Consider the following 25,938-nt stretch of genomic DNA (forward strand, 5'->3'; position numbering starts at 1 on the left):
AAACGAATGCAAGACAATGCTGTTTTAAGTGACTTGGCCGCAACCGCGATGCCCCTTGATGCCTATCCGGTCGCGCTGCTTCAAGTGGATAACGAGGGCTGCATCCGCAACGCGAACGCTGCTTGGGCCGAACTGATGGAGGCGAGCGCCACGGGCGTCGAAATCGCCGTATACGTCCATCCGGAAGAACGCCTGATCTGGCGCGAGATGCTGGAGCGGTTGCGTAACGAAACCGGTGTCTGCTGTCGCGAGCGGATACGCTTTGTTCATCCCCACGGCCAGCTTCGCTGGCTGGAGGTGGCATGTCGCCGGTACGAAGACGCCTTCTTTATCTCCGCGTTCGACGCTACGACGCAAAAGCGTCAGGAGACTTCAGTCGAAGCCAGACTGCGTAGTGCGATGGGACTCCTGAACGGCGTGCCGGGATTGATCTATCGCGGCCGCAACAATCCATCGTGGTCAATGGAATTCGTCAGCGACGGTTGCGAAGAGTTGACGGGCTATCCAGCCGCCTGGTTTGTCGACAGTCACGAACATAGCTACAGCCAGTTGATCGTGCCGGAGGACGTCGATTACGTCTGGCGTGGTGTGCAGGAGGCGCTGGCGGATCGCCGGCCGTTCGAACTGCGTTATCGCATTCGCGGCGCGAATGGCGATCTGAGAAACGTATGGGAGCGCGGGATCGGTATTTATTCGGCCAGCAGCGAGGTGCTGGGTATAGAAGGCGCGATCTTTGCCGTGCGATGAACTTCGCCCGGGTTGTGCGGAGATTCGCGCAACACGGGCGTTCGATCTTCAGAGAAAGGTGCGCAATCAGGTCGTGATCCAGTGGCTCACGAAGACGACCACCACGCCAAGCGCTAACGCCGCATACGGCAGAAATCCCGCGCGCCGCTCGCTGCTGGAGTTCGACAGATCCATGTCGTCCAGCATCGCGTCCGGGAAACGGCCTTTGTCGGTGACGTAGTGGCGCCAGATGAACACCGGCACGATCAGCGCCGAGAAGACGATGCCCGAAATCAGCGTGCCCTTGCCCCATACATCCGCCCCCAGTCCCATCAGTGCGAGATTGACGAACGACAACGCGGCGCCGGCGCCGAGCACCCATTTCGGCGCTTTGAAAGGGCGCTCCCAGCTTGGCCGGTCGAGCCGGTGGATCCACGCGGCATTGAGATTCAGAAAGTTGAAGATGATGTAGCCCACATTCGACATCGCGAGTACGACGACGTAGTCGGACATCAGCAGCAGCACGAGATTGAATACGAGGTCGGTCCACATGGCGCGGGTCGGTGCGCCGTTGTGGTTGACGTGTGAAAGATATTTGGGCAGCCAGCCATCGACGGAAGCCTGATAGAGCGTGCGCGACGAGCCCGCCATCGACGTCATGATAGCGAGCACCAGCGCGAACACCAGCATCGGCTTCAGAATGAATGCGCCGAGGTTGCCGGCGTGCACGATTTGCGCCATCGCTTCGGAAACGCCCATGCCGCTGTAGATGCCCGGCGACAGAATGCCGTCATAAACAGCGGGCTGCGTGACGTTGCCGGCGGCGTCTTTGACCTCGGGCGAGACGAGTTGGCCGAGGCCGAGGGCGCCCTGGAATGCGAGCGGGACGAGCGTGAAGAACACGAGGCACAGGAGTCCGGAATAGACGATCGCCTTGACCGTATCGCGGCGTGGATCCTTGAATTCGCGCGTGTAGCAGACCGCCGTTTCGAATCCGTAGGTTGACCAGGCGGCGATAAAAAGTCCGCCGGCCATCAGTTCGATGCTGCTCAGATTCCACGTGCCGTCTATCACGCGGCCGCCGGCGTCTTTTGCCAGCGGGTAGAGCGGGAACAGGTTGTGCATCGGCAGATCGCCCGTCAGCAGCGGATAGACGCCGACCAGCAGCAGCGGCAGCAGCGCGGAGATCGCGAGAATCATCTGGAGCCGCGCGGCCTGGAGAATGCCGCGGTGCTGGATTGCGAAGGTCGTCAGCAGAATCGCGGCACCGATCACGAAGGTGGCATTGACCCGCAGGCTCAGCCCGGTCGACAGCCAGCCCAGATCGACCAGCGTGATTTGCCACGTGTTGATCGCGGCGGTCGCCGGGAACAGCATGTTCAGCACGTAGCCCGCGCCCAGGCCCGAGCCGATTGCCAGCACCGGCGACCACGCGAACCAGTTGCACCACACGGAGAGCGGCGCGAGCAGCTTGCTGTAGCGCACCCAGGCGACCGCGCCATACACTGATGCGCCGCCGGACTTGTGCGGAAACAGCCCGGCGATTTCGGCGTAGGAAAACGACTGGATGAAACCGAAACAGATCGAAATCGCCCAGATGATCCACGACGGCTTGCCGACGGTTGCCGCAATCGAGCCGATCGAGAACAACACCAGCGCCGGTACGCCGCTGGCTACCCAGAATGCGCCTGCCCAGCCGATCCTTCTATGAAGTCCTGTCGCGTCTACCGGCGCGGCAAGATGAAGCTCCTGACCTGCATCGTTCACCGAACTCATGTTCGTCTCCCCAAGGTGTCGTCACTCTGGCGACATTCACCGGCCAATATCGACGGAGCAAGGGGCGCGAAGAGGTACTCCCTCGGGGGGTAAAGGATGCTTGAGGTAGCGACGGTGTTCGGCGCATTTCATCCGAACGACCTTCCTGAGGCCGCGACAGATGAATTCCTGCGACTTACCGGATCGTCGGCTCTCCGAGGCACAATAGGTGCTTTCAGCCGTCCGGATCGAGATCGCCGGATGAGCACTTCGTCTTCAGGAAGCTTTCAATGCGAGGCCGACAACATGACAGCACCCATCACGCTAGTCCTGTTCGACATGGAGGGCGTACTGTCTCACTACGACCGCTCCGCGCGAGTCGCCCACTTGTCGGCGGTATCGGGGCAGGCGCCGGAAGCGGTGCACCACGCCATCTGGGGATCGGGGCTCGAGGCCCGTGCCGACGCCGGACAGATCAGCGACGACGAATATCTGAGCGCATTGGGCGATCTGCTCGGTTGCCGCGTCAGCCGCGATGATTGGCTGGCGGCCCGCCGCGCGTCGATCACGCCCAACACGGAAGTGCTCGCGCTCGCCGCAAAAGTGGCCGAACGCCACCGGATTGCGGTGCTGACGAACAACTGCTGTCTGGTCGCCGACCATATCGGCTATCTGAATCCCGCGGTCGCTCGACTCTTCGGCCATCACGTTTATGCATCCGCCTCGTTCGGCGCAGCGAAGCCGGCGCCTCAGACCTATCTTCGCTGTCTTGAGCAACTCGGCGTTGGTGCGGCCGAAACCCTTTTCATCGACGACACGGACGCCAACGTAGCCGGGGCGATCGCTGCCGGTCTGCACGGATACAAGTTTGTCGGTGCCGACGTGCTATCGGAAGAACTGGAGCGCCGCCGGTTGACGTAGCGTGTGCACCCGGCGTTTGCGATGCGACGCATCACTGCATGGTCGTGTCGATACGTGTTCCCCGCTTGATGAACAGTGTGACCGGCGTTTTCTCGCAGATTTCGGCGAGGCGGGTCCGCTGGGCATCGTCGAGGGGACCATCGACGGACACGGTGCGCCGGATGTATTGACCGCCGTCGTGGTCGTTGTGTAATTCGGTGCTGACTTCGATTCGCCCGCCCGGCCATGCTTTCCTCTGCATGTACATCCTGAGCGTTGCCGTGGTGCACGCGGCGAGACCCGAGAGCACGAATTCGAAAGGCGCCGGGCCGCGATTTTGCCCACCCTCGTGCGCTCCTTCGTCACCGACCAGGCTGTGTGTGCCCGCTTCGAGTTTGACGAGATAGTCAGGTGCGTTTGCGTCCGATACGGCGGTTGCGATTGCCAGAGTCATAAGTGTCCTCATTTGTTGTCAGGAAAGGCGCTGTTTGGGTGGCGGTAAGGGGATTCTATCGACTTCGTTCGTGACCGGTAGAAACGTTGCCCGTGACTGCGCCTGTCGAACGGTTCGATCAAGAAACAAACCGCGTGGTCGGGTTACGTGCGTGATTTCAAGTCAAGCGTTTTCTAATGGAAATCCCGTATTACGCATCGCCCTCCGTGAAAGCCGAGAGAAGGATTCGCTCGCCTAGAATCGCTCCGTCAAAGCAGACAGGCGGCATTCCGCCGCCACAGACAACAACGGAGACAATCGATGACCCCGAGCTTTCGCACGCTGCGCCATATCGCCGCCGCTTCCAGCCTGCTGTTCGGCCTCGCCTCGCAACAGGCGATGGCGGCTGACAGCGGCAAGATCACCATCATGGTGGGCGGCATCACGAAGCTGATCTACCTGCCGGCGCGCCTGACCGAACAGCTCGGCTATTTCAAGGACGAAGGGCTCGACGTCGAGCTGCTGTCGCAGCCGGCCGGCGTCGACGCTGAAAACGAACTGCTGGCCGGTGCGGTCCAGGCGGTCGTCGGCTTCTACGATCATACGATCGACCTGCAAACCAAAGGCAAGGACGTCAAGGCGATTGTGGTGTTCGGACAGGTGCCGGGCGAGGTGGAACTGGTCTCGACGAAGGCTGCGGATACGGTCAAATCGATGGCCGACGTCAAGGGCAAGACGCTCGGTGTCACGGGCCTCGGCTCATCGACCAGTTTCCTCACGCAATACCTCGCGGGCCAGCACGGCATCCAGTCGACCGAATACACGATGCTGCCGGTGGGCGCTGACGCCAGCTTCATCGCGGCGATCAAGCAAGGCCGGATCGACGCGGGCATGACGACGGAGCCCACCGTATCAGCATTGCAGAAGTCGGGCGACGCCAAGGTACTGGTCGATATGCGCTCGGTCGAGGGCACCAAGGCGGCGTTGGGCGGCACGTACCCGGCGTCGAGCCTCTATGTGCAGGCCGCCTGGGTCGATTCGCACAAGGCTGAAGCCGCCAAGCTCGCGCACGCGTTCGTTCGCACGATGCAGTTCATCCACACCCACAGCGCGGAAGAAATCGCGGCGAAGATGCCCGACGACTATCAGAAGGACAAGCCGCTCTACGTGAGCGCGCTGAAGGCTTCGCTGCCGATGTACACGGCGGACGGCAGGATGCCGGCCGATGGACCGGCGACCGTGCTCAAGGTGTTGTCGGCGTTCAATCCGTCGGTCAAGGGCAAGCATATCGAGCTGGGGAAAACGTACACCAATGAGTTTGTCGGTGCGAAATAAACCAGCGCTCACCGATCGTTTTTGTGTGTTGCGTGCCGCCTGAGTCCGTTGCAATGCCGGTGCTGTCGTGGTACCGGCAACTTCCCTGGAATTCCTTCAACACGCGCCACGGGTGCTACTTCGTATATCGGTAATTTCACTTAGTTGTACCGGTGATGCGGGAAAGGAGCGTGAAGGATTGAGGTAACTAGGATTGCACTCATTGGTTGACTGTAGCAGCGCGCAGCAAAAACGAAAATTTCAACGTAGTAGTCTGAGGAGACGATCTTGAAGAAAAAGTATCTGGCTATGGCCGTCACGGCAGGCGCATTCGCCGCGACCGGCGCGCATGCGCAGTCGAGCGTCCAGCTTTACGGCCTGATGGACCTGAGCTTCCCCACCTACCGGACGCACGCGGATGCGAACGGCAATCACGTCATCGGCATGGGCAACGACGGCGAACCGTGGTTCAGCGGCAGCCGCTGGGGCCTGAGGGGCGCGGAAGACATCGGTGGCGGATCGAAGATCATTTTCCGCCTGGAGAGTGAATTCGTTGTCGCCAACGGCCAGATGGAAGATCCGGGCCAGATTTTCGACCGTGACGCATGGGTCGGCATCGAGAACGACACGTTCGGCAAGATCACGGCAGGCTTCCAGAACACCATCGCCCGCGACGCATCGACGATCTACGGCGACGCGTACGGCAGCGCCAGGCTGACGACGGAAGAGGGCGGCTGGACCAATTCGAACAACTTCAAGCAGATGATTTTCTACGCGGCCAGCGCGACGGGCACGCGTTATAACAATGGCGTGGCGTGGAAGAAGTTGTTCAGCAACGGCATCTTCGCCAGCGCGGGCTATGCATTCGGCAACTCGACGAGCTTCGGCTCCAACTCCAACTACCAGGCAGCGCTCGGCTACAACGGCGGGCCGTTCAACGTGTCGGGCTTCTATAGCCACGTGAACCGCGTCGGCTTTACAGACCAGTCGTTCTCGGTAGGCGGCAACTATACGTTCGGCATTCTGCGCGCCAACGCGGGTTACTTTCGCTACCTGGGCAATCAGGGCGCGCTCGGCCAGCGTCAGGACAACGCATGGACGGTGTCGCTCAAGCTGTCGCCGAAGGGCGCGCTCGACTACGAACTCGGCTATCAGCAGATGCGCGTGCACAACGCGGCGTACAACAGCGACGGCGATATTCCGAACGCGAACGTCGGCGCGTTCGATCCGACTTCGGGCCTCCACAACGGCTTCAAGGAAACGTTGTACGGGTCGGTCTTCTATCACCTGTCCAAGCGCACCGAAGTGTATCTCGCCGGCGACTACATGAAGCTGCATGGCGGCTATACGGTTGGGGGCACCTTCGGCGCGACCAACCAGCTCGAGTTGACCACGGGCGTGCGCACGCGTTTCTGATCCGGTAACCGGAACCGCCTGGCGGTTCCGTTCATCGATGTTTTCCTGCTTGCGGCCGCGGACCTGTTCGACGGCCGTTTTTTCTGTTCAGCGGATCGAGGAAGGCAGCCATGTTCCGCACGACGCAGCGGCAGGCGCCCGATGCGGTGTTCAGTGACTACAGGAATGCCGCGCTTGCGCTGGAGGATTTCCAGATCGCGCAGCAAAGAGCACGCTTTGAGTCGGCGCAACGGCATTTCCATCTGCTGGTCGGGTTATTCGGCTCGGTCGGCTTTGCGGCTGTCGTGCTTGGCCTGTTCGCGCGCTTTGTGCTGACCGCGTCGATCGTTCGGCCGATCAATTCCGCGATTCATCATTTCGAGCGCATCGCGGCCGGCGACCTGACGAGTCCGGTCCACGCACTGCGTGCCAACGAAATGGGCCGGCTGATGACTGCGCTCGCGCACGCTGCACTTCGATACTAGCGCCGCAGTTCCGACATGATTTTTTCGGCGAGAAAGTCGCATGGCGGCCGCTTCGATTTCGCGCTTCGCGCAAGTATGACTTCCAGCGCGGCGATCTCGGGCAAACCCTGCGCATGGCCGAGCAAGGTGAGGTGAGAGGGAACCGCGCATTGCGCGAGCGGCGCCACCGCGAGTCCCGCTTCGACCATGCTGAGAAGGCCTAGCAGGCTGGGGCTCTCGTAAGAGGTCCGATAGGTGATCTTCGCCTGTTCAAGGCTGCGGATCGCGTTTTCCCGCGCGACGCTGCCCGGCAGGAACACGGCAATTGGCAGCGGCCTCTCGCGCCAGATGTCATGCGCGCTGGGCGCCGCGGCCCAGACCATCGGTTCGAGTCGGATGAACTCGCCCGAGAGGCCTTTTACGCGTGTCCCGCAGACCAGATCGACCGATCCGTCCTTCACCATGGGCGCGAGCGCAACGCTCGGCAATCCGACGACCTGAATTTCGACCTTCGGGTATGTGCCGGAAAACTTCTTGAGGATCGACGGCAGCAGTGACGACGCGTAGTCGTCGGGCACGCCGATGACGACCCTGCCGGTCACGTCGGGACGGACTACCGCCGCCCACGCTTCTTCGCGCAGAGCGAGCATGCGCCGCGCGAACGCCAGCAGGACCTCGCCGTCTTGCGTCGGAATAACGCTTCTCGGCTTGCGCACGAAAAGCGGCTTGCCGAGCGCGGTTTCGAGCGTCTTGATCTGCATGCTCACCGCCGATTGCGAGCGATGGACGACTTCCGCCGCGCGACTAATGTTCCCCGCGTCGGCCACAGCCACGATCATCGTCAGAACATCGAGGTCGAGGGTCTTCATTGGTATCAGATAAATCGATAGATACCATCAATATTACGCGATTTTCTTAGGTGGCTGTGTCGTGCATAGTGCGGGAAAGGAGCCAATGCATGAACGCGCGAACCGATCATTCAATACTTGCAGTCCAGGAGTTGTGCTTTGCGACCGTCCCGTCCGGCATCAGCGTGCCCTATGTGGCCTGCGGTTCCGGAGAGCCGTTGCTGTTCGTGCACGGATCGCTTTGCGATTACCGCTATTGGAGCAGTCAAACCGCCTTCCTTTCGAAGTATTTCCTCTGCATCTCGGTCAGCCTCAGCCATTACTGGCCAGCGGGCGAGGCTTGCATTCAAGGAGAATTCGGCTGGGAAACGCACGTCGCGGAACTCGCCGAGTTCATTGCCGCAATGAACCTCGCGCCGGTGCATCTGGTCGGGCACTCGCGAGGAGGGTGCGTGGCATTCCACGTGGCGCGCGAGTATCCGCGGCTGGTGAAAACGCTGACGCTCGCGGATCCGGGTGGCCCGTTGCAAATCGACGGGATGTCGGCAGCATCGTTGCCACCCGCGACCAATGCACTTCGCACCAAAGTCGCTGACCTGATTGAAAGCGGTGCGATTGACGCCGGACTGGAGCTCTTCGTCGATTCGGTGAGCATCCCCGGCTTCTGGCGCAAAAGTCCGTCCAGTTTTCGCACGATGGCGATCGACAACGCCGCCACGCTTCCGAAGCAGTTTCGCGATCCTTTACCGGCGTACTCACGTGACGCGGCGCGTGACGTGAAGTGCAGGACGCTACTGATCGAAGGGGAAAAGAGTCCTCGCATGTTTCGCAACAACGTTGAAAAGCTCGCGGATTGGATCGATTACACGGACAAACAAACCATTGCCGGCGCATCGCATGGAATGAACGTCGCGAATCCGGCGGTATTCAACCGGCTTGTCCACGCCTTCGTGAGTGCCTGGTAGTGTCGATCGTCGAGGTCGATCGCCTTCATCGGCATCAAGGCCCATTGACCAGGCCTTCGGCGGGCAATGCGCGACGCACTGCCATTAGCGACATAGGCGGTGATATAGGCGGAAGGTGCATACAGAGCAACGTCAACAAAAATCAGAAAGAAGATCAGCTATGGATCATTTCCTGCGTGCCAGTCTCGCGCGCGAGTTGCACGCGCGACCGTTTCTCCGGATCGGCGGATCGGTGGCGCTCGCGCACTTTGCTATCTATTCCGATGATGACCCTTCCATTCACGAAGAACTCCTTCGATCGCTCTGCAGACTGACCTCCCTGGAAGTCCCCGCCGACGGAACGACGCATTACTCGGCACGGTGGAATGAGGGGAGCCAGTTGAAGTGGGAGAGGCACACGGAATTCTCCACCTTCACATTTGTTGCGCAACGCCATGACGCGGACTATTTCTCCGATCTGCCGTCGGGGCACGTTCCATCCGACTGGTTCCGTGGTTTTGAAGGCAAGCGGTTCGTTGCGATCCGGATGGAACTCGTGTCGGGCGACGCAGCCGCTGCGGCAAGCCAGAACGCGAGGCAGTGGATCGACGGTCCCGTTCTGGTGGGGGGCAATGTGTTGGGCGGTGGGCAGGTTTACTGCGACTGGGCTATCCGGCCCGACGGATTTTCGCGCTTTCTCGTGATTGACAATGGCTTTCGGGAAGAGCAGGGCGGACGTCTCTTGCAGCGCCTCTACGAGATCGAGACATACCGGATGATGGCCTTGCTGGCGTTGCCGGTTGCCCGCGAACTGGGCAGAAGTCTCGACGAGTTGCAGTCGGCGCTTCAGCCGTTAATGCATAGCATGGACACGAGCCAGGGGCGCCGCAACGATGCCGAGTTGCTGGTGCGCCTCACGCATCTTGCCGTCCGCATCGAATCGCTGGCGGGCTCGAGCGGGCGCTTCAGCGCGTCGCGTGCCTATGAAAAACTCGTGCTTGCCCGCATTCAGGAACTGCGCGAAGAACGCATCGAAGGGATGCCGACGATCGCCGAATTCATGGAGCGGCGTTTTGCTCCGGCGATGGAGACGTGCAAGACTGTCTGGGCGCGCCACGAGCAATTCGCGGGACGGGTGGCGAGAGCCGTCGATCTGCTGCGCACGCGTGTCAATCTCGCGCAGGAAGAAGACACGACCCGGTTACTCGAAGGCATGAATCAGACCGCGCGAAGCCAGTTGAGGCTGCAAAATGCAGTTGAGGGCCTTTCCGTTGCCGCCATCTCGTACTACGTGCTCTCCCTGACGTCGGCAGGACTCAAGGCACTTCACACATTGCATTTTCCTCTTGATCCGGAACTGGCCGAAGGGCTTCTGATCGTCCCGGTTGTCTTGCTGGTCCTGCTTACCATTCGGCGCAGTAAAGGAAGACATGCGTTGCGCGAATCGGCCCGGAGCGTGAGTCAAGGTAACACCGGCGCATTGCCTTCTTCGAAAGCGAGTATCTAACTTTCGGGATTCGCGTCTAATTTGAGGCTTTCTTTGGTGCGACCAACCAGCTCGAGTTGACCACGGGCGTGCGCACGCGTTTCTGATCCGGAAACCGGAACCGCCTGGCGGTTCCGTTCGTCGACGTTCTCCAATTGGCGGCGGCGGATTTTATCCGCTCGCCGCGTTTTCATTTTCGGCGGATCATGGTTTTCTGTGGCGGGGTGCGTAGCCCCGGGGATCCACGCTGCTCCAACGCGGGTGTCAATTGCCTGATCATTGCTGGCGAACTCGGGAAAATTTTCCTTTAAGCGAGCGGCGGTAAGGCAATAGCGTTGCTTCATCGAGTAGGAGGTGTGCGATGAACGCTCGAGCGACGATGTGGCGCGTTTTAGCCAGCTTGCTAACGTGCGGAATTCTGTTCGGTTTCGCTGGATGCGACGCGTTGCGCGGGCCACCGGTAGCGGAATGGCCAGGCCCCCACGCGCCGTACCCCTTCCCGGACGACGTTCCGCATCGTACCCAATGAGCTGCAAGCGCCCGGGCGCATTCTGCTACTGGCTGCGCACGCGTCGCGACCGGTCGGCGGCCCGGATGTTCGTTGCCGGTAGCCTTGCCCATCGAGACGCCGCTTGCAAGGCGGGGGCAGGCGAGTGCCGCTGAAGGTCAACCCACCGCGCCGCACGTCACGTTCGGCGCGGTATACGGCGATGGATATTCAGACGTGGGGCCGCTAAGCAGGCGGAGTCGCTGAGTCGCCAATACGTCGGCTTCCGTTTCTTCACGCCTGCTGAGCCCAGGGGCGGAGGTGCGGACGGCGCGAATCGGCTCGTTCACGGCACAGCTCAGCGTTTTGCCGTCGGATAGATGCACCGTCGTCGAATAAGCGTAATCGGGCTGCGCTGCGTAACAGTCCGCGTTCCATAAGGTTGCGGCGGCGAAAAGCGCTAGGGTCAGGTGTTGTCTGTTCATAGGATCCTCGTTGTTGTCATTTCGACCGAGGCCACAGAACGGCGTTCTAGCGGTTTTTTGAAATTCAGAATTTCGGCGTTCGTCACTCTGCGGCGCGCCACCCAGGCCGGCGCAACGAACCAACCCGTTACGTCTACGCACTTTGCGCGTACCCGCCGTTGCGTTTGAAGCAAGTCGCGAAGAAGAGAACCTGATACTGAACCGCATTCGCCCAGTACTTCCACGTATGTCCGCCTGGTCGCTCCGCGTAATCGTGCGGCACGCCGAGCTCGACAAGCCGTTCATGCAGCGTGCGATTCGAAGTGACGAAAGAGTCGTTGACGCCGCAATCGATAGTCAGCGCGATATGGGCATTTTCAAAGCTGTGGGCGTTTTCGACGATCGCCTTGCTGTTCCAGTAGGCAGCGTGTCGAGCGGGGTCGCCGAATACCTCGTTGATGCCGGGCTCGTCTTCGCAGCCGCGCGGATCGACCGCGCCGCTGATGCTCCCGGCGGCACCGAATGCGGCCGGCCGGTCCAGCGCAATATGCAAGGCGCCGAAGCCGCCCATGCTCAAGCCGGTGATCGCGCGTGATTGTCTCGCGGCAATCGTGCGGAAATGCGAGTCGATAAATGCGACGACTTCCGCACCTACGTACGTTTCATAACGGCTGCGCGGATCGACCGGGCTGTCGATGTACCAGCTCTCGTGACCGCCGTCCGGCATCACGAGGATCACGTGATAGCGGTCCGCCAACCTGGCGATTTGCGAATTCGTGGTCCAGTCGGTGTAGTCACCGCCGGAGCCGTGCAGCAAATAGACAACGGGGAAGCGGCTGGCTTCTTTGCCGCGGATGTATTGGTCGGGCAGCACCACGGTCGCCTCGAACGATTTATGCATCGCGGCGCTGGGAATGGCGACGACCCTGGACTGAAACGCCCATGCAGGGTTCATCAAAAGCAGCGTCAGAATAAGCCAGAATGCACGAGCTGTATTCATGGGTTACCGCTCCTGTCCTTTTTGCTTGTCCGCAAGAAAACCGTCCGGCATTTAGCGGAAAAATGCCTCGGAGACTCTAGCAACGGCGACTTACAACCAAATTTCAATGAACCATACGGTCCAGTTAGTTTGGGGGCGGTTCCATTACCGGTTTTCGATGCGACAAAGAGGCTCTGACGGTCTCATATACGATGCAATTCAGCCTTTGGGTGTTGAAATTTATCCTTTCTTATCAATGATTTAACGGTATTTAAAAATTCCCCCCATCCCCGCGTGACATTGTTTGACCATCCCCTTTTTGCCCTATTCCGTTAATAGTCACCGGCGCGGTCGGTTTGAGCGCAATGCTATTTCTGAACCCGCCTTACACACGTTTTTCAATAGCAGGCCTTACTTATCAATGGGGATGACAATGAAATTCATGCGCTCAGGCGTTCTCGCCGCGGTTCACGCAGCAGCCGTCGTACCGGCCGTTTCACATGCGGCTGACGGCACCATCACGTTCACCGGCCAGATCACCAGCCAGACTTGCACGATTAGCGGCAATGGCGGCGGCAAGAACTTTACCGTCACGCTGCTTCAGGCAGACGTGGGCTCAAGTGCTCAACTGCGGCGAAACACGACGTGCGAAATCCTTTGCACAAGGAGCGCCGCCGCCAGCGACGCAACGGCTGTCAGCCAGACGCCGATATGAATCGACTGAACCAGCGCATCGCGTGCGGCGCCGATGAAGACCAACGGGTTCAGTCCAGACGGCTTCATATCGTCGACCAGCTTTGCTCTCAACGCGTCGTCGATGAGGATTCGCAAGTCGACAAAGCGCGGCAGCCACTGTGCGGCCACCGATTCGCCAAGCACGCTCATGGTGCGCGTCACCACGTCGCGATAGTGGTGCGAGACGACCGTTGCCACGATGCTCGTGCCGAGCATCCCGCCCACCATGCGGGTGGACTGCAATAGCGCCGTTGCGATGCCGAAGCGTTCGCGTCCGGCAATTTCCTGCGCAAACACGTTCAGGTTGTTGAGGATAAATCCGAGCCCGATGCCTACCGCAGCCATTGGCAGCTCGATCCAGAGATGCCGGGTCGATGCATCGGCAAACGCCAGGCCGATGGAGGCGAACAGCAGCAGAGCAAACCCGGTCGACAGTATTTTCGTGGGCCGGCGCAGATGAATGACGATGCGCGTATTCACCAGACTGCCGATCGCGATACACGCTGCAATCGGTGTGGCGAGCAGACCGGCTTGTTGCGGTGACAAGCCGAACCCGCCCTGCAACAGAAGCGGGGCGAAAAAAATCAGCGAAAACATCACGAAGCCGGACAGCAGCGACAGCGCGAATAGCGTGACCAGTTGCGCATCCTTGAACAGGTCGAGCGGGATGATCGGATGCGTGGCGCGCTTTTCGCAGATCAGCAACGCAACCGCGGCAGCCACCACGCACGTTGCCAGCACGAGGTTGCCGGTCGTCAAGCCATCCTTCGGCACCGCCTCGATGAATGCCTGCAGGCCGCCCAGCGCGAGCGCGACAAGTCCGGCGCCGAGCCAGTCGATACGCACCTCGCCTTCGCGAGGACGATGAAAGTCCGGCAGATGCGCCCAGATGAAATAGAACGCGGCGGCGCCCACCGGCAGGTTGATCAGGAAGGTGGAGCGCCAACCCCAATGCTCGCTCATCCAGCCGCCCAGCGACGGTCCCGCCGCGGTGCCGATTCCGTACGCCGCCGCCATCACCACCTGCCATCGAACCCGCGCGCGGGGATCGGGAAAGAGGTCGGGTATCGAGGCGAAGGCGGTGCCCACCATCATTCCGCCGCCGATGCCCTGCAGACCTCGCGCGATCGCGAGGAACGGCATGTTGTTGGCAAGGCCGCACAGCACCGAGGCGGCGGTGAACGTGACGACCGCCGCGATGACGAAGCGCTTGCGGCCGAAATAGTCGCCGAGCCGGCCAAACACGGGCACCGTCACGACCGAGGCCAGCAGGTACGCGCTCGCAATCCATGCGTAGTATTCGAAGCCATGCAGTTCCGCGACGATCGAAGGCAGCGCCGTGCTGACGACCGTCTGGTCGAGTGCGACCAGCATGTTGACGAGGCCGATGCCGAGCATCGCGAACAGGGCGTTGCGGAAAGTGAGGGCAGGCGGGGCGAGGGTCACGGATAGGGATCGTACAGTCGGCGGGCGCGGCAGATTATACAAGCCCCGCGCGAGCAGCAAAGAAGCCGCTTCGGCGCACTATTGGGCGAAATCGTCGACGACAACTCGCCGCGATCGGTCGTTCGATTTCGGCATCGACATTGCTATCCAGTGCGGCCCTTCGCCACCATGACGCGCGTATGACAAACATGCGTTCTGACAGCAAAGATGCGGCTAGGGAAAACAAGTATTTTTTTAAACGTTCCCCTCACGTACCTTAATTTCCTGCTGAATTCCGCATAACGAACCGATCGCGGCAGTTCCGTCTTTTGTCTTCAAGACTGACGGATCTGCGCGCAAGGTGCAGTGATATTCATATTCGAGCGCGCAGGCAAACGTGCCGACTAGCGCGACTGTGGTTCTTGACCCACGCACTTCCAGGGAAACGATGACCACCGGATCTCGTAAAAGCGGTTTTGCCGCGCTTGGCCCTATCTCATGGGGCACTCATCTGTGTCACTTCTACGAATCGCGTAGGGAACTACTCAGCGTCACGGCGGAATTCCTGCATGCGGGACTCGCCAATCGCGAAGTCGGCGTGTGGGTCGCGCCGGCGCTGCTGGGACCGGACAAAGCTCGCTATATGCTCACGCGGACGGCACCCGCACTCGCTGAATACGTCGCATCGGGCCAGTTGCAGATTCTCGATGGCGCGCAACTCTACGCGCGCCCTAAAAACGGCTTCGACGGCGGCGCCACGGTCAGCTTGTGGTCGGCGGCGATCAACGACGCGCTCGGGCGCGGCTTCGAGGGGCTGAGGGTAGCCGGCGACGCCGTCTGCAACGAAACCACCGATTGGGCTGCATTGCTCGACTATGAAGCGGCATTGAAGCATCGGCTGGCCGCTTTTCCGATCATCGGGTTGTGCACCTACTGCGTGCAGCAGCTTCGCACCGCGCAGACTCGCGAAATCGAACGCTTGCACGATGCGGTGGTGGAGCCTCCGCGCGCCGAACGCGAGGGAAAGCCGCACAAACAAGGCGGCCCGGAAACCGCTGAAACTCCAAGGCCCCGGATCGCGACTGCTCGCGATCAGACTGACACGGACGACGAAGCGAACCAACCCGCCATCATCGGGCCGATGATCGGCCATGAGATTCGCAACGCGATCACGCCGCTCGGCCTGCTCGCTCGTCTGCTGAACGCTCACTACGGCCACGACGCGCAGCTCGCGCGATACGCGGTTCTGCTATCGCGGCAAGCGAGCCTGCTGGGTCAGTTGGCCGAGCAATTGATGGCGCCGGCCCACGCTCAGCATGCGAGCCCGCATGAACAGGCGGGCGAGACGCCGACGTATCCGTTACCGGATACGCAAGCTGCGCATCCCGCATACGTGGATGTCGACGACCTTCTGGCGCATTGCATTCAGGTCGCCGAATCGGGCGTGCCTGTGCATGCGCCGATTCATCTGACGGCAAGCAGCGCGCCGCTGCTGGTGCAGGGCGACTTCGGCAAATTGACGCAGGTGTTCGTCAACCTGATGTCGAACGCGCTCAAATATTCCGCGGCCACAGATTCTGTGAAGGTGATGACGGCGCGTGCCGGGCGCTACTGCTACATCAGCGTGCGCGACAACGGCATCGGCATCGCGCCCGGCGAACTCGCGGCGATCTTCAAGCCGTACGCTCGCGGTCTCGCAGGCCGCGCGCTTGCCGTGAACGGTCTCGGGCTCGGTTTGTCGGTGGTGCGCGATATCGTCGCGGACCACGGCGGTACGGTCGAGGCGTTCTCCGACGGTCCGGGCACGGGCGCCGAATTCGTGGTTCGCTTGCCGCTTGCGACCGTGGCCGTGAGCACGCAACCGGAGGCGGTCACGCCCGAAGCAGAGGTGAGTCGCGCGGTGTGCGTCGCGCCGGCCGGGCAGGGCGTCCTCGAGTAGCGACAATCTTCGCGGGCCGGTTGCGAGCGGCCCGCGCTCATGACGACCGCCACGTACGTTTAGACCGCAACGCACGTTTCGGTCCCCCGAGGCTTTCACACGGACGTCAAGGCATCAGCACCGTGTCGACGACATGAATCACACCGTTGGATTGCATGACGTCGCCAATCGTCACATGGGCGATATCCCCCTTGTCGTCGGTGATGGCTCAACCTTTGCCGTCCTTGCTGACGATAAGCGAATCGCCCTCGACCGTTTTCAGGCTTGCCTTACCGCCTCCCTGTTCGACGGCCATCGCGAGGTCATGTGCGGTGACCCGGCCCGGTACGACGTGATACGTGAGCACTTTCACCAAGATCGTCCTGTTCTCGGGTTTGAGCAGCGTCTCGACCGTCCCGGCCGGCAACGCCGCGAATGCTTCGTTGGTCGGCGCGAAGACCCGGTCCGGCGGATGCACGCGCTTCGATTAAATACGGATTCACGCGAAGAACACGGCGGCAGGAATAGCTCACGTCCCGCCGACAAGCCCTTTCGCCAGTACCGGCCCGGTTGGTTGTCCGGTAGGCGACCCGCCATGCGGCTCCAGCGACACAGCCAGGGTCGTACGAGGATTCAACTGTGCGAGCCGGTCCTGTGGCAGCGACACGATAGTCGGCCGGTCTGCGGCAATGACGCCAAGTCACGCATTGAGCGTTCCATCATTGCTCCTGTTGCAAAAAGTGATGTCATGCGCCGCGGTTTCGTTGCGGCGCACAACGTTATTGCCCCGACACCTTGAACACCGGGTTGAAAGGGATGCCTTCAAGATGGTGCTTGAGCTGGCGCATCAGGCATCCCCAGGTCGTGTTGCGTTCCGCGATTGCCTTGGCCGCCGAGCGTGCGTCGGCGTGCAGGAACGAGACTTGGGTCTTGCCGGCGTCGAGCGCGGCAAGTTCGAAACTGATGGTGGTGCCGACCCACTCCGGCGGCCCGCCGAGACACGACCACGCCAGCCGGTGCGGCGGATCCAGCTCATCGAAACGCATGCGGAAAACCACGCTGCGTTCCATGAAACCGAATTCGGCCATGCCGCCGGGACGCGCATCGACGACGCTGTCGTCGGTCCACCACGCCCTCAGCCCTTGCTGGGTAGCCAGCGCGGCGAAGACCTGGTCCGCCGGCGCTTCGATCGTGATCTGATGATAGAGATCGGTCATCGCTACCTCCGATTGCCGCTAACCCATCGCGCATCGACTCCGAAAACCGGTGCTGTCGTTTCCGCGGCCGAGAGCTTTATTTATACACTCAGCTGAGCGGCGCGATGTTGCGTTTGACCGGCATTCGGCGTGGCGGTAGCGAGGGTCCATTCCGGCTGTACCGGTCGCTATCGGCGGTGCACAATGATCCGGTCGGCGCTGGCAAGATGCGGTGAGCCAGCAAGGGAGGATCGATGCGGTCGCAAGTGAGATCCGGCGTGCGCTGGAGACGCTATGGCATCGCGGCTGCGGTCGTCATCGCCAGCCTGATCGTTGTCGGTCGCATCACGGGCATTCTGGTCGACTGGCTGTGGTTTTCCTCGATCGGCTATGTCGATGTGTTCTGGACGGTCTTTTCCGCCAAGGCGTGGCTGTTTGTCGCCGTGTTCGCTGCTTCGGCGGGTGCGATATGGATGTCCGCGTTTGTCGCGCATCGTTGCGCGCGGCGCTTCCGCTTCAAACCCTCGCTAGCGGGCGAGGCCTTTTCGTCGCGCACGCACGAGATCATCAGCGAACTGGCCGACCAGGTTGCGCCTGGCATTCCTTGGCGCTCCATCATCGCGGGCGGCGCGGTCCTCATCGGACTGGTGATTGCCGCTAGCGAAATGTCGAACTGGGACGTCGCGCTGCGCTTCCTTCGTCAGGTGCCCTTCGGCGAGCGCGATCCAATCTTCGACAAGGACATCGGCTTCTATCTCTTCTCGCTGCCTGCCTATCTCGCGCTCAAGAACTGGCTGTTGCGGGTGCTGTTCGCCAGCACGGTCGTTGCAGGCATCATCTACGGCGCGCGTGGCGACATCGTGCTCGAACAGCCGTCGCGGGGTCTCTCGCCCGCCGCTATCGCTCATGGTTCGGCACTGCTCGGCCTGTTCTTTTTACTGAAGGCCTGGTCTTATTGGCTCGACCGTTTTTTGCTGCTCTACGACGATAACGACGTCGTGGTCGGCGCAGGCTATACCGATCTCCACGTCGATTTGCCGGTCTTATGGATGCTCGTCGGCCTGGCGACTGCGGCGGCCGTCGCCTTGTGGATTAACGTGCGCCTGCGGAGTTATCGATTGCCTGCTGCCGCGGCGGTGCTGGTGTTCGGCAGTTCGTTCGCGTTCGCTGTGATCTACCCGGCGTTGTTCCAGCGCTTCTATGTCAAGCCGAGCGAGTTACAGTTGGAGACGCCCTATATCGAGCACAATATCGCGCTGACTCGACGGGCCTACGGCCTTGCGCAGATCGAGGTCAAGCCGTTTGCGGCCGAGGAGGGGCTGAATCTCGCGTCGCTGCAGGCTAATCGCGCGACCATCGACAATATCCGCCTGTGGGATGTGCAGCCGCTGACCGATACCTACGCGCAGCTGCAGGAGATCAGGACTTACTACAAATTCTTCGCGGTGGATATCGACCGCTACCGGCTCGATGCCGGTTATCGGCAGGTGATGTTGTCGGCGCGCGAACTGGAGTCGGCGATGCTGCCGGCCAACGCGCAGACCTGGGTGAACCTGCATCTGCTGTTCACGCACGGCAACGGCGTCGTGATGTCGCCGGTCACCGAGAAATCCACGGAGGGCTTGCCGTCGCTCTATCTGCGAGATATTCCGCCGGCCGCCGATGGCGGCCCGGCCATCCACGAGCCGCGCCTCTATTTCGGCGAAGGCGGGCAGGGCTACGTCATCGTGAAGGGCAGCGTACCCGAGTTCGACTACCCCAAGGGAAAGGACAACGTCTACACCGCTTACAGCGGACGCGACGGTGTCGCTATCGGCAGCACGGCGCGACGCAGCCTCTTCGCCTGGCAACTCGACGATCCTAACATCTTGCTGACCGGCTACATCACGGACGATAGCCGGATCCTGCTGCACCGGAACATTCAGGACCGGGTGCGCACGATCGCCCCGTTCCTAAGCCTCGACCACGATCCCTATATCGTCGTGAGCAACGGACGCCTTTTCTGGATGCAGGACGCGTATACGATCAGCCACTGGTTTCCCTACTCCCAGCCCGGTATCGGCGACGGCGCCAATTACATCCGCAACGCGGTCAAGGTGGCGATCGATGCGTATAACGGCACGGTCGACTTTTACGTTAGCGATCCTGAAGATCCGATTCTGCGGACCTACCGACGCATTTTTCCGGGCCTGTTCAAGCCTCTGCAAGCGATGCCACAAGACCTGCAGCAGCATATCCGCTACCCTGAAGATATGTTCCTGATTCAGGCGCAACTCTACCGCGCGTATCACATGGATGCGCCGGAGGTTTTCTATAACCGCGAGGATCTTTGGCAGTTTCCGCGGGGACTGGGCGGCATCGACGGCGGCAATGCGCCCACGCCGATGGCGCCTTACTACATGATCATGCATCTGCCTGGGGAGCCGCGCGCCGAGTTCGTCCTCATGCTGCCGATGGTGCCTAGCCAGCGCGAGAACATGATCGCCTGGCTGGCGGCGCGCTGCGATCCACCCGGGTACGGCAAGCTGATCGTCTACGCGTTCCCGAAGGACAAGCTGGTCTATGGACCGTTTCAGATCGAAGCGCGCATCCAGCAGAATACCGGGATTTCGCAGCAGATCTCGCTGTGGAACCAGATGGGCTCGCGCGTCATTCGCGGTCATCTTCTGGTCGTGCCGATCGGGAACTCGATTCTCTACGTTTCGCCGCTCTACTTACGCGCGGCGTCCGGTCAGTTGCCCGAGTTGAAACGGGTGATTGCCGCCTACGGCGACCGTGTGGTGATGGAGGAGACCCTGGGCGAAGCGTTGGCTGCGCTCTTCAAGGAAACCGCTCCGACGGCAGCGCCGGCTCAAGGCCCGGCCCAGGGCACGCCGGACGCGCGCGCCCGCGAGGCGCTGGCCCATTATGACCGCGCGATCGAGAGACTGAAGGCAGGGGATTGGGCCGGGTTCGGCTCGGAACTCGATGCGCTTCGGCCGCTGCTGGAGGGGCTCGGGGCTGGGCGTCCTGCGGATCAGAAGTGACTCAATTTGGTCGCCTCCACGTCGCTGTACTTACGCGCGGCGTCCGGTCGGTTGCCCGAGTTGGCGCGGGTGATCGCCACCTATGGTGATCGTGTGGTCATGGTGATTAATCAAATTTCTCGAAGACATTGAAAATTGGCGTGAATCGGTCTGGTCCTGGTCTAGAGTTTCGAGCCGCCGTCGACACGCAGCGTTTCACCGGTAATCCAGCGTGCCGCGTCCGAGGCGAGAAACACGATCGCACCGCCGATGTCATCGGGTTGCGCGACGCGCTTTAACGCCTGCATGCCGAGCGTGAGTTCGCGTCCCGCGTCGGTCTTCGTGAAGTTGGACATATCGGTTTCGACGACACCGGGCGCGACCGCATTCACGCGAATGCCACGTTCGCCGAGTGCGGAAGCGAAATGCCTGACGAGTGTGTCGACCGCGCCCTTGGTCGCCGCATAGGCCGGTAGCTTGCCCACCGAGGTATGCGCCGCGAGCGACGAAAGCAGCACCACGTTGCTGCCTTTGCACATCACCGGCAGTAACTGCTGCACGAGGAAGTAGGGCGCGCGCACATTCACGGCGAACAGGTCGTCGAAATCTTCGACGGTCGTTTCCTCGATGCTTGCCGCCTTTGAAATGCCGGCATTCGCCACGAGAATGTCCAGGCGGTGGCCGACCACGGCGCGCACGCGCCTGGCGAGCGTATGCGGGCCGTCGGCATCGCGCAGATTCGCGGCGACTTTCTGGGCGTTGCCGCCCGCCGCACGAATGTCGGCGACGACAGCATCCGCTTCTTTTTCCCCGCTGCTGTAGTGAACGAGCACCTGCGCGCCTGCCTTGGCGAGTGCGAGCGCACTGGCGCGGCCGATGCCGCGTGATGCGCCCGTGACGAGAGCGGTCTTTCCTGCGAGGTGGGTCATGACGGATTCTCCTGGTGGGCCTTTGTCTGGAATCAACCTATTGTCTTGCCACCGTCGACAGAGACGATCTGGCCCGTCATGAACGACGCTGCATCGGATGCGAGAAACAGGATCGCGCGGGCGATATCGTCAGGCTGGCCGATGCGGCCCAGCGGCACCGTCGAGACAAGCGCGGCCTTGCGCGCCGCCGTGCCGGTGAAGCGGTCGAGCATGCCGGTTTCGGTCGGTCCCGGCGCGACTGCATTGACGCGCACGCCTGACGTTGCAACTTCGAGCGCGGCCGACTTCGTCATGCCTTCGACCGCATGTTTGCTGCCGACGTAGACCGACGCGTGAGCGGCGCCTTCATGGCCGTAGGTCGACGACACGTTGACGATGCTGCCGTGCCCCTGCGCCTGCATCACGCGCAGTTCGTGCTTCATGCTGAGCAGTGTGCCGAGCACATTGGTGTCGAAGGTCGCGGTGTAGCTTTCCGCCGTCTGGTCGACGACGGAACCCGGTTGGCCCTCCGTGCCGGCATTGTTGACGGCAACATCGACGCGGCCGAAGCGGGCGACGGCCTGATCGACGAGGCCGCGAACATCGTCGTCGTCACGGACGTCGGCGCGGACAAACACGGCGTCTGCGCCGAGTCCGCGAAGTTCGGATTCGAGCGCTTTGCCTTCGGCTTCACGGCGGCCGGAAACGACGAGATGGGCGCCGCTGTCCGCGAAGGCCAATGCTGTGGCGCGACCGATGCCGGTAAGCGCGCCGGTGATTACAACGACTGGGTTAGTCATTTCAGATTCCTCTGCGATATAGATGAAAGGTATGGGGCGAAGGCGCTGCCAGTCCGTTGCAGAGTGCTGGTAGGCGCTGTATCGTTGCCTGATGGTTAATCTAGTAGCCTATTGTGGAAAGCAACAAGACTTTGTAGGCTGGTGGGCATGCCTATGAGGCATGGGATATCGTCGAGGGATCCATGGAGCTTCGACATCTGCGCTATTTCGTTGCCGTCGCGGAGACGGGCAGCCTCACGGTTGCGGCCGAACAGCGCCCGCACACGTCGCAATGCGCGGCTCGCGCTCGCGCAGGTCGACGCCGCCACCGAGGCTGCGCGCCGCGCTGCGCAGCCGGCGAAACGGTCCTTTGCGCTCGGCTTTCAGACCGGCGAGGAAATTACCTGGCTGCCGCGCGCCATGCAGGTTCTGCGCGATGAATTCCCGGGTATCGACGTCACCATATCGAGCGGTTATTCGCCGGACCTCGCCGATGCGCTAGCGCGTGGCCGGCTCGATCTGGCGTTTCTGCGAGCTGAACCGGAGTCGATATCACGTCCGAACACGGCGTCGACAATCTCGCGATGGCGATGTCGCTCGTGGCGTCCACGCGTGGGCTGGCGTTGATGCCGGAGTACGCGACCAATCTGCTGCCATGGTCGGTCGTCAGCCGGCCCCTTGAAGGCGATGCACCGACGGTTGATCTCGTTATCGGCTACAGCAGGTCCAACACCTCTCCAGTTCTGAAGCTGTTTCTTTCGAAAGCAGAGGAGCTCACCGCGCAATCGACTACACGATCCTCGTGAGGAAGAGCCTGGCGTAGTGCGCTCGTGTCTGGCGAACACGTGTCCAGCTTTCGACCCGCAACAAGTTATGTCGAAATATGTCGCGGCGTGTTCTCTCTGCTCGCAAACCCTCGCCTCGCGGGCCACTGGGTAGGGAACATCCGGGTACCGGCGCACTGGTCATGAGCGATGACGTGCGGATACCGGGCGACGTCCCACACTACTGTGCCGCATTCAACTTCCGCCACAACGTCGTCTTGCTGATGCCGAGCGCCTTGCAGACCGTGTCGCGATCGCCGTCGCACGCAGCCAGCGCCGCGCGGATTTCATCCGCTTCCACATGACGGCTGCGCTCGCGCAACGTCAGTGCCGCTTGCTCGATGCGCGCGGGCGGTTCGAAGATTTCAGGCGCCACGGTGCGCAGAACGTCGCGCGTCAGGACGGTTTCTCCCGCCTCGCCAGGATCCGCATCGGCCAGTTCAACCGCGATCCGTTCGATCACGTTCTGCAATTCACGCACGTTGCCCGGCCACGCGTAACGTCGCAACGGCTCGCCGATACCGGCAAGGACACGGGCAGCGATATCCGAGTCGGGGATGCGAGCGGCAAGCCGCGGCTCGCGCGTCGCGGCCTGTAGCAGCAGTTCGACGGCAAGCGGTTGCAGATCGGTTGGCCGCTCACGCAACGGCGGCAGGGCAATGCTCAGGATGTTGAGCCGGTAGTAGAGGTCCGCGCGGAAGCGACCCGCCTCGATGCCCTCGGTCAACGCGCGATGCGTCGCCGCGACGACACGAATGTCGACTCGCGTCGGCTCCGTCGAGCCGAGCCGCACGACCTCGCGCTCCTGCAATACACGCAGCAGACGGCTTTGCAACGGCAACGGCATTTCGGCGATTTCGTCGAGAAACAGCGTGCCGCGATGCGCCACTTCGATCAGCCCCGCCTTGCCGCCTTTGCGTGCGCCGGTGAACGCGCCTTCTTCATAGCCGAACAACTCGCTTTCGAGCAATGCCTCAGGAAACGCGCCGCAATTGATCGCGACGAACGCAAAGTCGCGGCGCACACTTAGCTGATGCATGCTCTGCGCGACCATTTCCTTGCCGGTTCCGCTCTCGCCGAGAATCAGCACGGTAGCGTCCGACTTGGCGTAGCGTTGCACGAGCGTGCGCACCCGCTCGATCGACGCGCATGCGCCGACGATATCGTCGAGCCGGTAACGCGCCGTGAACTGCTGCACGCGCTGCCGCGAGCGCAACGTGCGGTCGAGCCGTTCCACCGCGCGCGATTCCTGAAACGTCAGCACCGTGCCGGCCGCCGCGCCGTTGCCCGCAAGCGGCCCTCGATGCACGGCATAGCTCACGCCGCGTACCGGGACGAACGTGTCGTCGTCCGAGTCCGGCAGCGCGCCTGCGAGATCGGGCGCCAGTTCGAGCAGGGGGCGGCCTACCGCCTTCGCCGCGTCGATGCCGAGCACGGCAGCCAGGCGCTGGTTCATCGCCTCGACTCGCCCTTGCGCATCCAGCGCGACGACGCCATCGCGCAGATGCTGCAGCAGATTGTCGAGCCGTTGACGCCGAACCGTTTCGCGGCGGGTTGCCTGCGCGACTTCGAGCGCCGTATCGAACGCGGCGCGCACCGACGCACGTGAATAAAGAAACACCGCGCCCATGCCGGCGCTGGCGGCCAGATCGGTTACGAGTCCGGGGCCGACAACCACGTCGATACCCCGATCGCGCAGATCGAGGACGACACTTTCCGCGTCTTGCGCCGACTGATACGAAGCGAACACGACATCGATTCCGTATGCGGCGGTGAAGCGCCGTAGTTCGTCGGGCGTGTCGCCGTGCGTGACGAGGGCAACCGATGCGCCGTCGCGCCGTGCTCGCGCGAGGGCGTGCATCACGTCGAAGCCGGTCGGGTTGATCAGCACGACCGGAACCGAGACGCGTGTTTTCAGGTACGCGCCGTTCGAACCGCCGGCAATCACGACATCCGGACGCCCCGCGCCCGCGGTGTCGATTTCATGCACGGCATCCTCGAAGCCGTGCGAGACGATGCGCAGGTCCGCGCGTTCGACGTACTCGCCGGCGATGTCGAAAAACAGATCGCGCAAGCGGCTGATGCTGACGGCCCAGATGCGGGGGCGCTGCGCGGGGTCGAAGGGTGGGGTGCTCACGGCAGGCGGCTCGCTATCAAGTTGGACGCAGGTCGGAAAGAGGTCAGGAAGGCTTCAGGCGTTCGCCTATTATGCGCGCAACCGTTTCGAATTCGAAACCAATGTTTCATTTGTGAAATTCTGTGCGAACGCGTTTCGAATTCGATTTTTCGTTAAATCAAGCACTTAGCACGCGATGCCGTGCATGGCCCGTTCTTTGCGTTATAAGCATCCGTTTCACAGGACACCACGAGGCCGCGAGCCGGCCTGTACCGATACCCTGGCTGTCACGCGTGCGAACGGAAGCTCGGCGCATGGCAGGCCGCGAAAAGTAACCCCCGCAGTTGGAGACAAAGACATGAGCGAAGCAGACAACAGCACGCCGGCCACCGGCGCATTCAAACCGAAGAAATCCGTCGCGCTGTCGGGCGTGACGGCGGGGAACACCGCGCTGTGCACGGTCGGCAAGACCGGCAATGACCTGCACTATCGCGGCTACGACATCCTCGATATCGCCGGCGCCTGCGAATTCGAAGAGATCGCGTATCTGCTGGTGCACGAAAAGCTGCCGACCCAGGCCGAACTGAGCGCTTACAAGACCAAACTCAGGGCGTTGCGCGGCCTGCCCGCGAACGTGAAAGCCGCGCTCGAATGGATTCCGGCCGCCGCGCATCCGATGGATGTGATGCGCACCGGCGTGTCGGTGCTGGGCACGGTTCTGCCCGAGAAAGACGACCACAACCTGCCCGGCGCACGCGATATCGCCGACAAGCTGATGGCCTCGCTCGGCTCGATGCTGCTGTACTGGTATCACTACTCGCACAACGGCAAGCGCAT

Annotated in this window: 22 protein-coding genes and 2 pseudogenes; 11 read left to right on the forward strand and 13 right to left on the reverse strand. The window is 61.7% G+C overall.

Going from position 1 to position 25,938, the window contains the following annotated elements:
• Positions 1 to 6 precede the first annotated feature (6 nt).
• Positions 7 to 747 (forward strand): PAS domain-containing protein, encoded by a 741-nt coding sequence (locus tag SB772_RS13220; protein WP_410833680.1) that lies wholly within the window; start codon positions 7 to 9, stop codon positions 745 to 747.
• A gap of 66 nt (positions 748 to 813) precedes the next feature.
• On the opposite strand, the gene SB772_RS13225 is transcribed toward SB772_RS13220, so the two are convergent.
• Positions 814 to 2,502: an APC family permease gene (locus SB772_RS13225; RefSeq protein ID WP_410833681.1), complete on the reverse strand. Its 1,689-nt coding sequence runs from the start codon at positions 2,500 to 2,502 to the stop codon at positions 814 to 816.
• 285 nt (positions 2,503 to 2,787) lie between these two features.
• Between SB772_RS13225 and SB772_RS13230 the strand changes: the two genes are divergently transcribed.
• A complete protein-coding gene (locus SB772_RS13230) occupies positions 2,788 to 3,402 on the forward strand; it encodes an HAD family hydrolase (RefSeq protein ID WP_410833682.1) in 615 nt (204 codons plus the stop codon).
• A 31-nt stretch (positions 3,403 to 3,433) separates the two neighbouring features.
• Here the strand turns inward: SB772_RS13230 and SB772_RS13235 are convergent, their stop codons facing one another.
• Complete coding sequence (locus SB772_RS13235; protein ID WP_410833683.1) at positions 3,434 to 3,835, reverse strand: OsmC family protein; 402 nt, start codon at positions 3,833 to 3,835, stop codon at positions 3,434 to 3,436.
• 300 nt (positions 3,836 to 4,135) lie between these two features.
• Here SB772_RS13235 and SB772_RS13240 point away from each other — a divergent pair, with 300 nt between their 5' ends.
• From SB772_RS13240 to SB772_RS13250, 3 genes are all read left to right on the forward strand, one after another.
• The gene (locus SB772_RS13240; protein WP_410833684.1) at positions 4,136 to 5,149 is read left to right on the forward strand and encodes an ABC transporter substrate-binding protein; all 1,014 of its coding nucleotides are present in this window, start codon (positions 4,136 to 4,138) and stop codon (positions 5,147 to 5,149) included.
• Positions 5,150 to 5,416: 267 nt separating this feature from the next.
• The gene (locus SB772_RS13245; protein ID WP_410833685.1) at positions 5,417 to 6,544 is read left to right on the forward strand and encodes a porin; all 1,128 of its coding nucleotides are present in this window, start codon (positions 5,417 to 5,419) and stop codon (positions 6,542 to 6,544) included.
• 110 nt (positions 6,545 to 6,654) lie between these two features.
• Complete coding sequence (locus tag SB772_RS13250) at positions 6,655 to 7,008, forward strand: HAMP domain-containing protein (protein WP_410833686.1); 354 nt, start codon at positions 6,655 to 6,657, stop codon at positions 7,006 to 7,008.
• Here the strand turns inward: SB772_RS13250 and SB772_RS13255 are convergent.
• The gene (locus SB772_RS13255) at positions 7,005 to 7,856 is read right to left on the reverse strand and encodes a LysR substrate-binding domain-containing protein (RefSeq protein ID WP_410833687.1); all 852 of its coding nucleotides are present in this window, start codon (positions 7,854 to 7,856) and stop codon (positions 7,005 to 7,007) included. The genes SB772_RS13250 and SB772_RS13255 overlap by 4 nt on opposite strands.
• 89 nt (positions 7,857 to 7,945) lie before the next feature.
• On the opposite strand from SB772_RS13255, the gene SB772_RS13260 reads away from it, so the two are divergent.
• Together SB772_RS13260 and SB772_RS13265 are read left to right on the forward strand one after the other, a co-directional pair.
• Complete coding sequence (locus SB772_RS13260; RefSeq protein WP_410833688.1) at positions 7,946 to 8,800, forward strand: alpha/beta fold hydrolase; 855 nt, start codon at positions 7,946 to 7,948, stop codon at positions 8,798 to 8,800.
• Between the two features lie 160 nt (positions 8,801 to 8,960).
• Positions 8,961 to 10,286 (forward strand): DUF3422 family protein, encoded by a 1,326-nt coding sequence (locus tag SB772_RS13265; RefSeq protein WP_410833689.1) that lies wholly within the window; start codon positions 8,961 to 8,963, stop codon positions 10,284 to 10,286.
• Here SB772_RS13265 and SB772_RS13270 read toward each other — a convergent pair.
• The 4 genes from SB772_RS13270 to SB772_RS13285 all read right to left on the reverse strand — a co-directional run bounded on the left by SB772_RS13270 (position 10,283) and on the right by SB772_RS13285 (position 14,328).
• Positions 10,283 to 10,801 (reverse strand): hypothetical protein, encoded by a 519-nt coding sequence (locus SB772_RS13270; RefSeq protein ID WP_410833690.1) that lies wholly within the window; start codon positions 10,799 to 10,801, stop codon positions 10,283 to 10,285. The two genes, SB772_RS13265 and SB772_RS13270, sit on opposite strands and share 4 nt — an antisense overlap.
• A 569-nt stretch (positions 10,802 to 11,370) precedes the next feature.
• Complete coding sequence (locus tag SB772_RS13275) at positions 11,371 to 12,216, reverse strand: alpha/beta hydrolase (RefSeq protein WP_410833691.1); 846 nt, start codon at positions 12,214 to 12,216, stop codon at positions 11,371 to 11,373.
• A gap of 447 nt (positions 12,217 to 12,663) precedes the next feature.
• The gene (locus tag SB772_RS13280; protein ID WP_410833692.1) at positions 12,664 to 12,789 is read right to left on the reverse strand and encodes a hypothetical protein; all 126 of its coding nucleotides are present in this window, start codon (positions 12,787 to 12,789) and stop codon (positions 12,664 to 12,666) included.
• 30 nt (positions 12,790 to 12,819) lie between these two features.
• Positions 12,820 to 14,328, reverse strand: a complete 1,509-nt coding sequence (locus SB772_RS13285; protein WP_410833723.1) for an MFS transporter — start codon at positions 14,326 to 14,328, stop codon at positions 12,820 to 12,822.
• 475 nt (positions 14,329 to 14,803) lie between these two features.
• Here SB772_RS13285 and SB772_RS13290 point away from each other — a divergent pair, with 475 nt between their 5' ends.
• Entirely contained in the window at positions 14,804 to 16,294 is a 1,491-nt protein-coding gene (locus tag SB772_RS13290) for an MEDS domain-containing protein (RefSeq protein WP_410833693.1), read from the forward strand.
• Positions 16,295 to 16,400: 106 nt separating this feature from the next.
• On the opposite strand, the pseudogene SB772_RS13295 reads toward SB772_RS13290, so the two are convergent.
• From SB772_RS13295 to SB772_RS13305, 3 genes and pseudogenes are all read right to left on the reverse strand, one after another.
• A pseudogene (locus SB772_RS13295) lies at positions 16,401 to 16,742 on the reverse strand (fasciclin domain-containing protein); the annotation flags it as partial.
• A gap of 60 nt (positions 16,743 to 16,802) precedes the next feature.
• Positions 16,803 to 16,964: an anti-sigma factor domain-containing protein gene (locus tag SB772_RS13300; protein WP_410833724.1), complete on the reverse strand. Its 162-nt coding sequence runs from the start codon at positions 16,962 to 16,964 to the stop codon at positions 16,803 to 16,805.
• Between the two features lie 88 nt (positions 16,965 to 17,052).
• Positions 17,053 to 17,490 carry an SRPBCC family protein gene (locus tag SB772_RS13305; RefSeq protein WP_410833694.1) on the reverse strand — a complete coding sequence of 146 codons (438 nt, stop codon included), beginning with the start codon at positions 17,488 to 17,490 and terminating at the stop codon, positions 17,053 to 17,055.
• Between the two features lie 233 nt (positions 17,491 to 17,723).
• On the opposite strand from SB772_RS13305, the gene SB772_RS13310 reads away from it, so the two are divergent.
• Positions 17,724 to 20,495 carry a UPF0182 family protein gene (locus SB772_RS13310; protein WP_410833695.1) on the forward strand — a complete coding sequence of 924 codons (2,772 nt, stop codon included), beginning with the start codon at positions 17,724 to 17,726 and terminating at the stop codon, positions 20,493 to 20,495.
• Positions 20,496 to 20,656: 161 nt separating this feature from the next.
• Here the strand turns inward: SB772_RS13310 and SB772_RS13315 are convergent, their stop codons facing one another.
• Both SB772_RS13315 and SB772_RS13320 read right to left on the reverse strand, forming a co-directional pair.
• Positions 20,657 to 21,403 carry an SDR family NAD(P)-dependent oxidoreductase gene (locus SB772_RS13315; protein ID WP_410833696.1) on the reverse strand — a complete coding sequence of 249 codons (747 nt, stop codon included), beginning with the start codon at positions 21,401 to 21,403 and terminating at the stop codon, positions 20,657 to 20,659.
• Between the two features lie 32 nt (positions 21,404 to 21,435).
• Positions 21,436 to 22,182 (reverse strand): SDR family NAD(P)-dependent oxidoreductase, encoded by a 747-nt coding sequence (locus SB772_RS13320; protein WP_410833697.1) that lies wholly within the window; start codon positions 22,180 to 22,182, stop codon positions 21,436 to 21,438.
• Between the two features lie 182 nt (positions 22,183 to 22,364).
• Between SB772_RS13320 and SB772_RS13325 the strand changes: the two are divergent.
• Positions 22,365 to 22,967 (forward strand): annotated as a pseudogene (locus SB772_RS13325) (LysR family transcriptional regulator).
• A 199-nt stretch (positions 22,968 to 23,166) separates the two neighbouring features.
• Here SB772_RS13325 and prpR read toward each other — a convergent pair.
• Entirely contained in the window at positions 23,167 to 25,122 is a 1,956-nt protein-coding gene (gene prpR / locus SB772_RS13330) for a propionate catabolism operon regulatory protein PrpR (protein ID WP_410833698.1), read from the reverse strand.
• Between the two features lie 337 nt (positions 25,123 to 25,459).
• Here prpR and SB772_RS13335 point away from each other — a divergent pair.
• A partial coding sequence (locus tag SB772_RS13335) for a citrate/2-methylcitrate synthase (protein WP_410833699.1) occupies positions 25,460 to 25,938 on the forward strand: 479 nt, incomplete at its 3' end.

The sequence above is a fragment of the Paraburkholderia sp. SIMBA_030 genome, from assembly GCF_046535245.1.
Classification (GTDB): domain Bacteria; phylum Pseudomonadota; class Gammaproteobacteria; order Burkholderiales; family Burkholderiaceae; genus Paraburkholderia.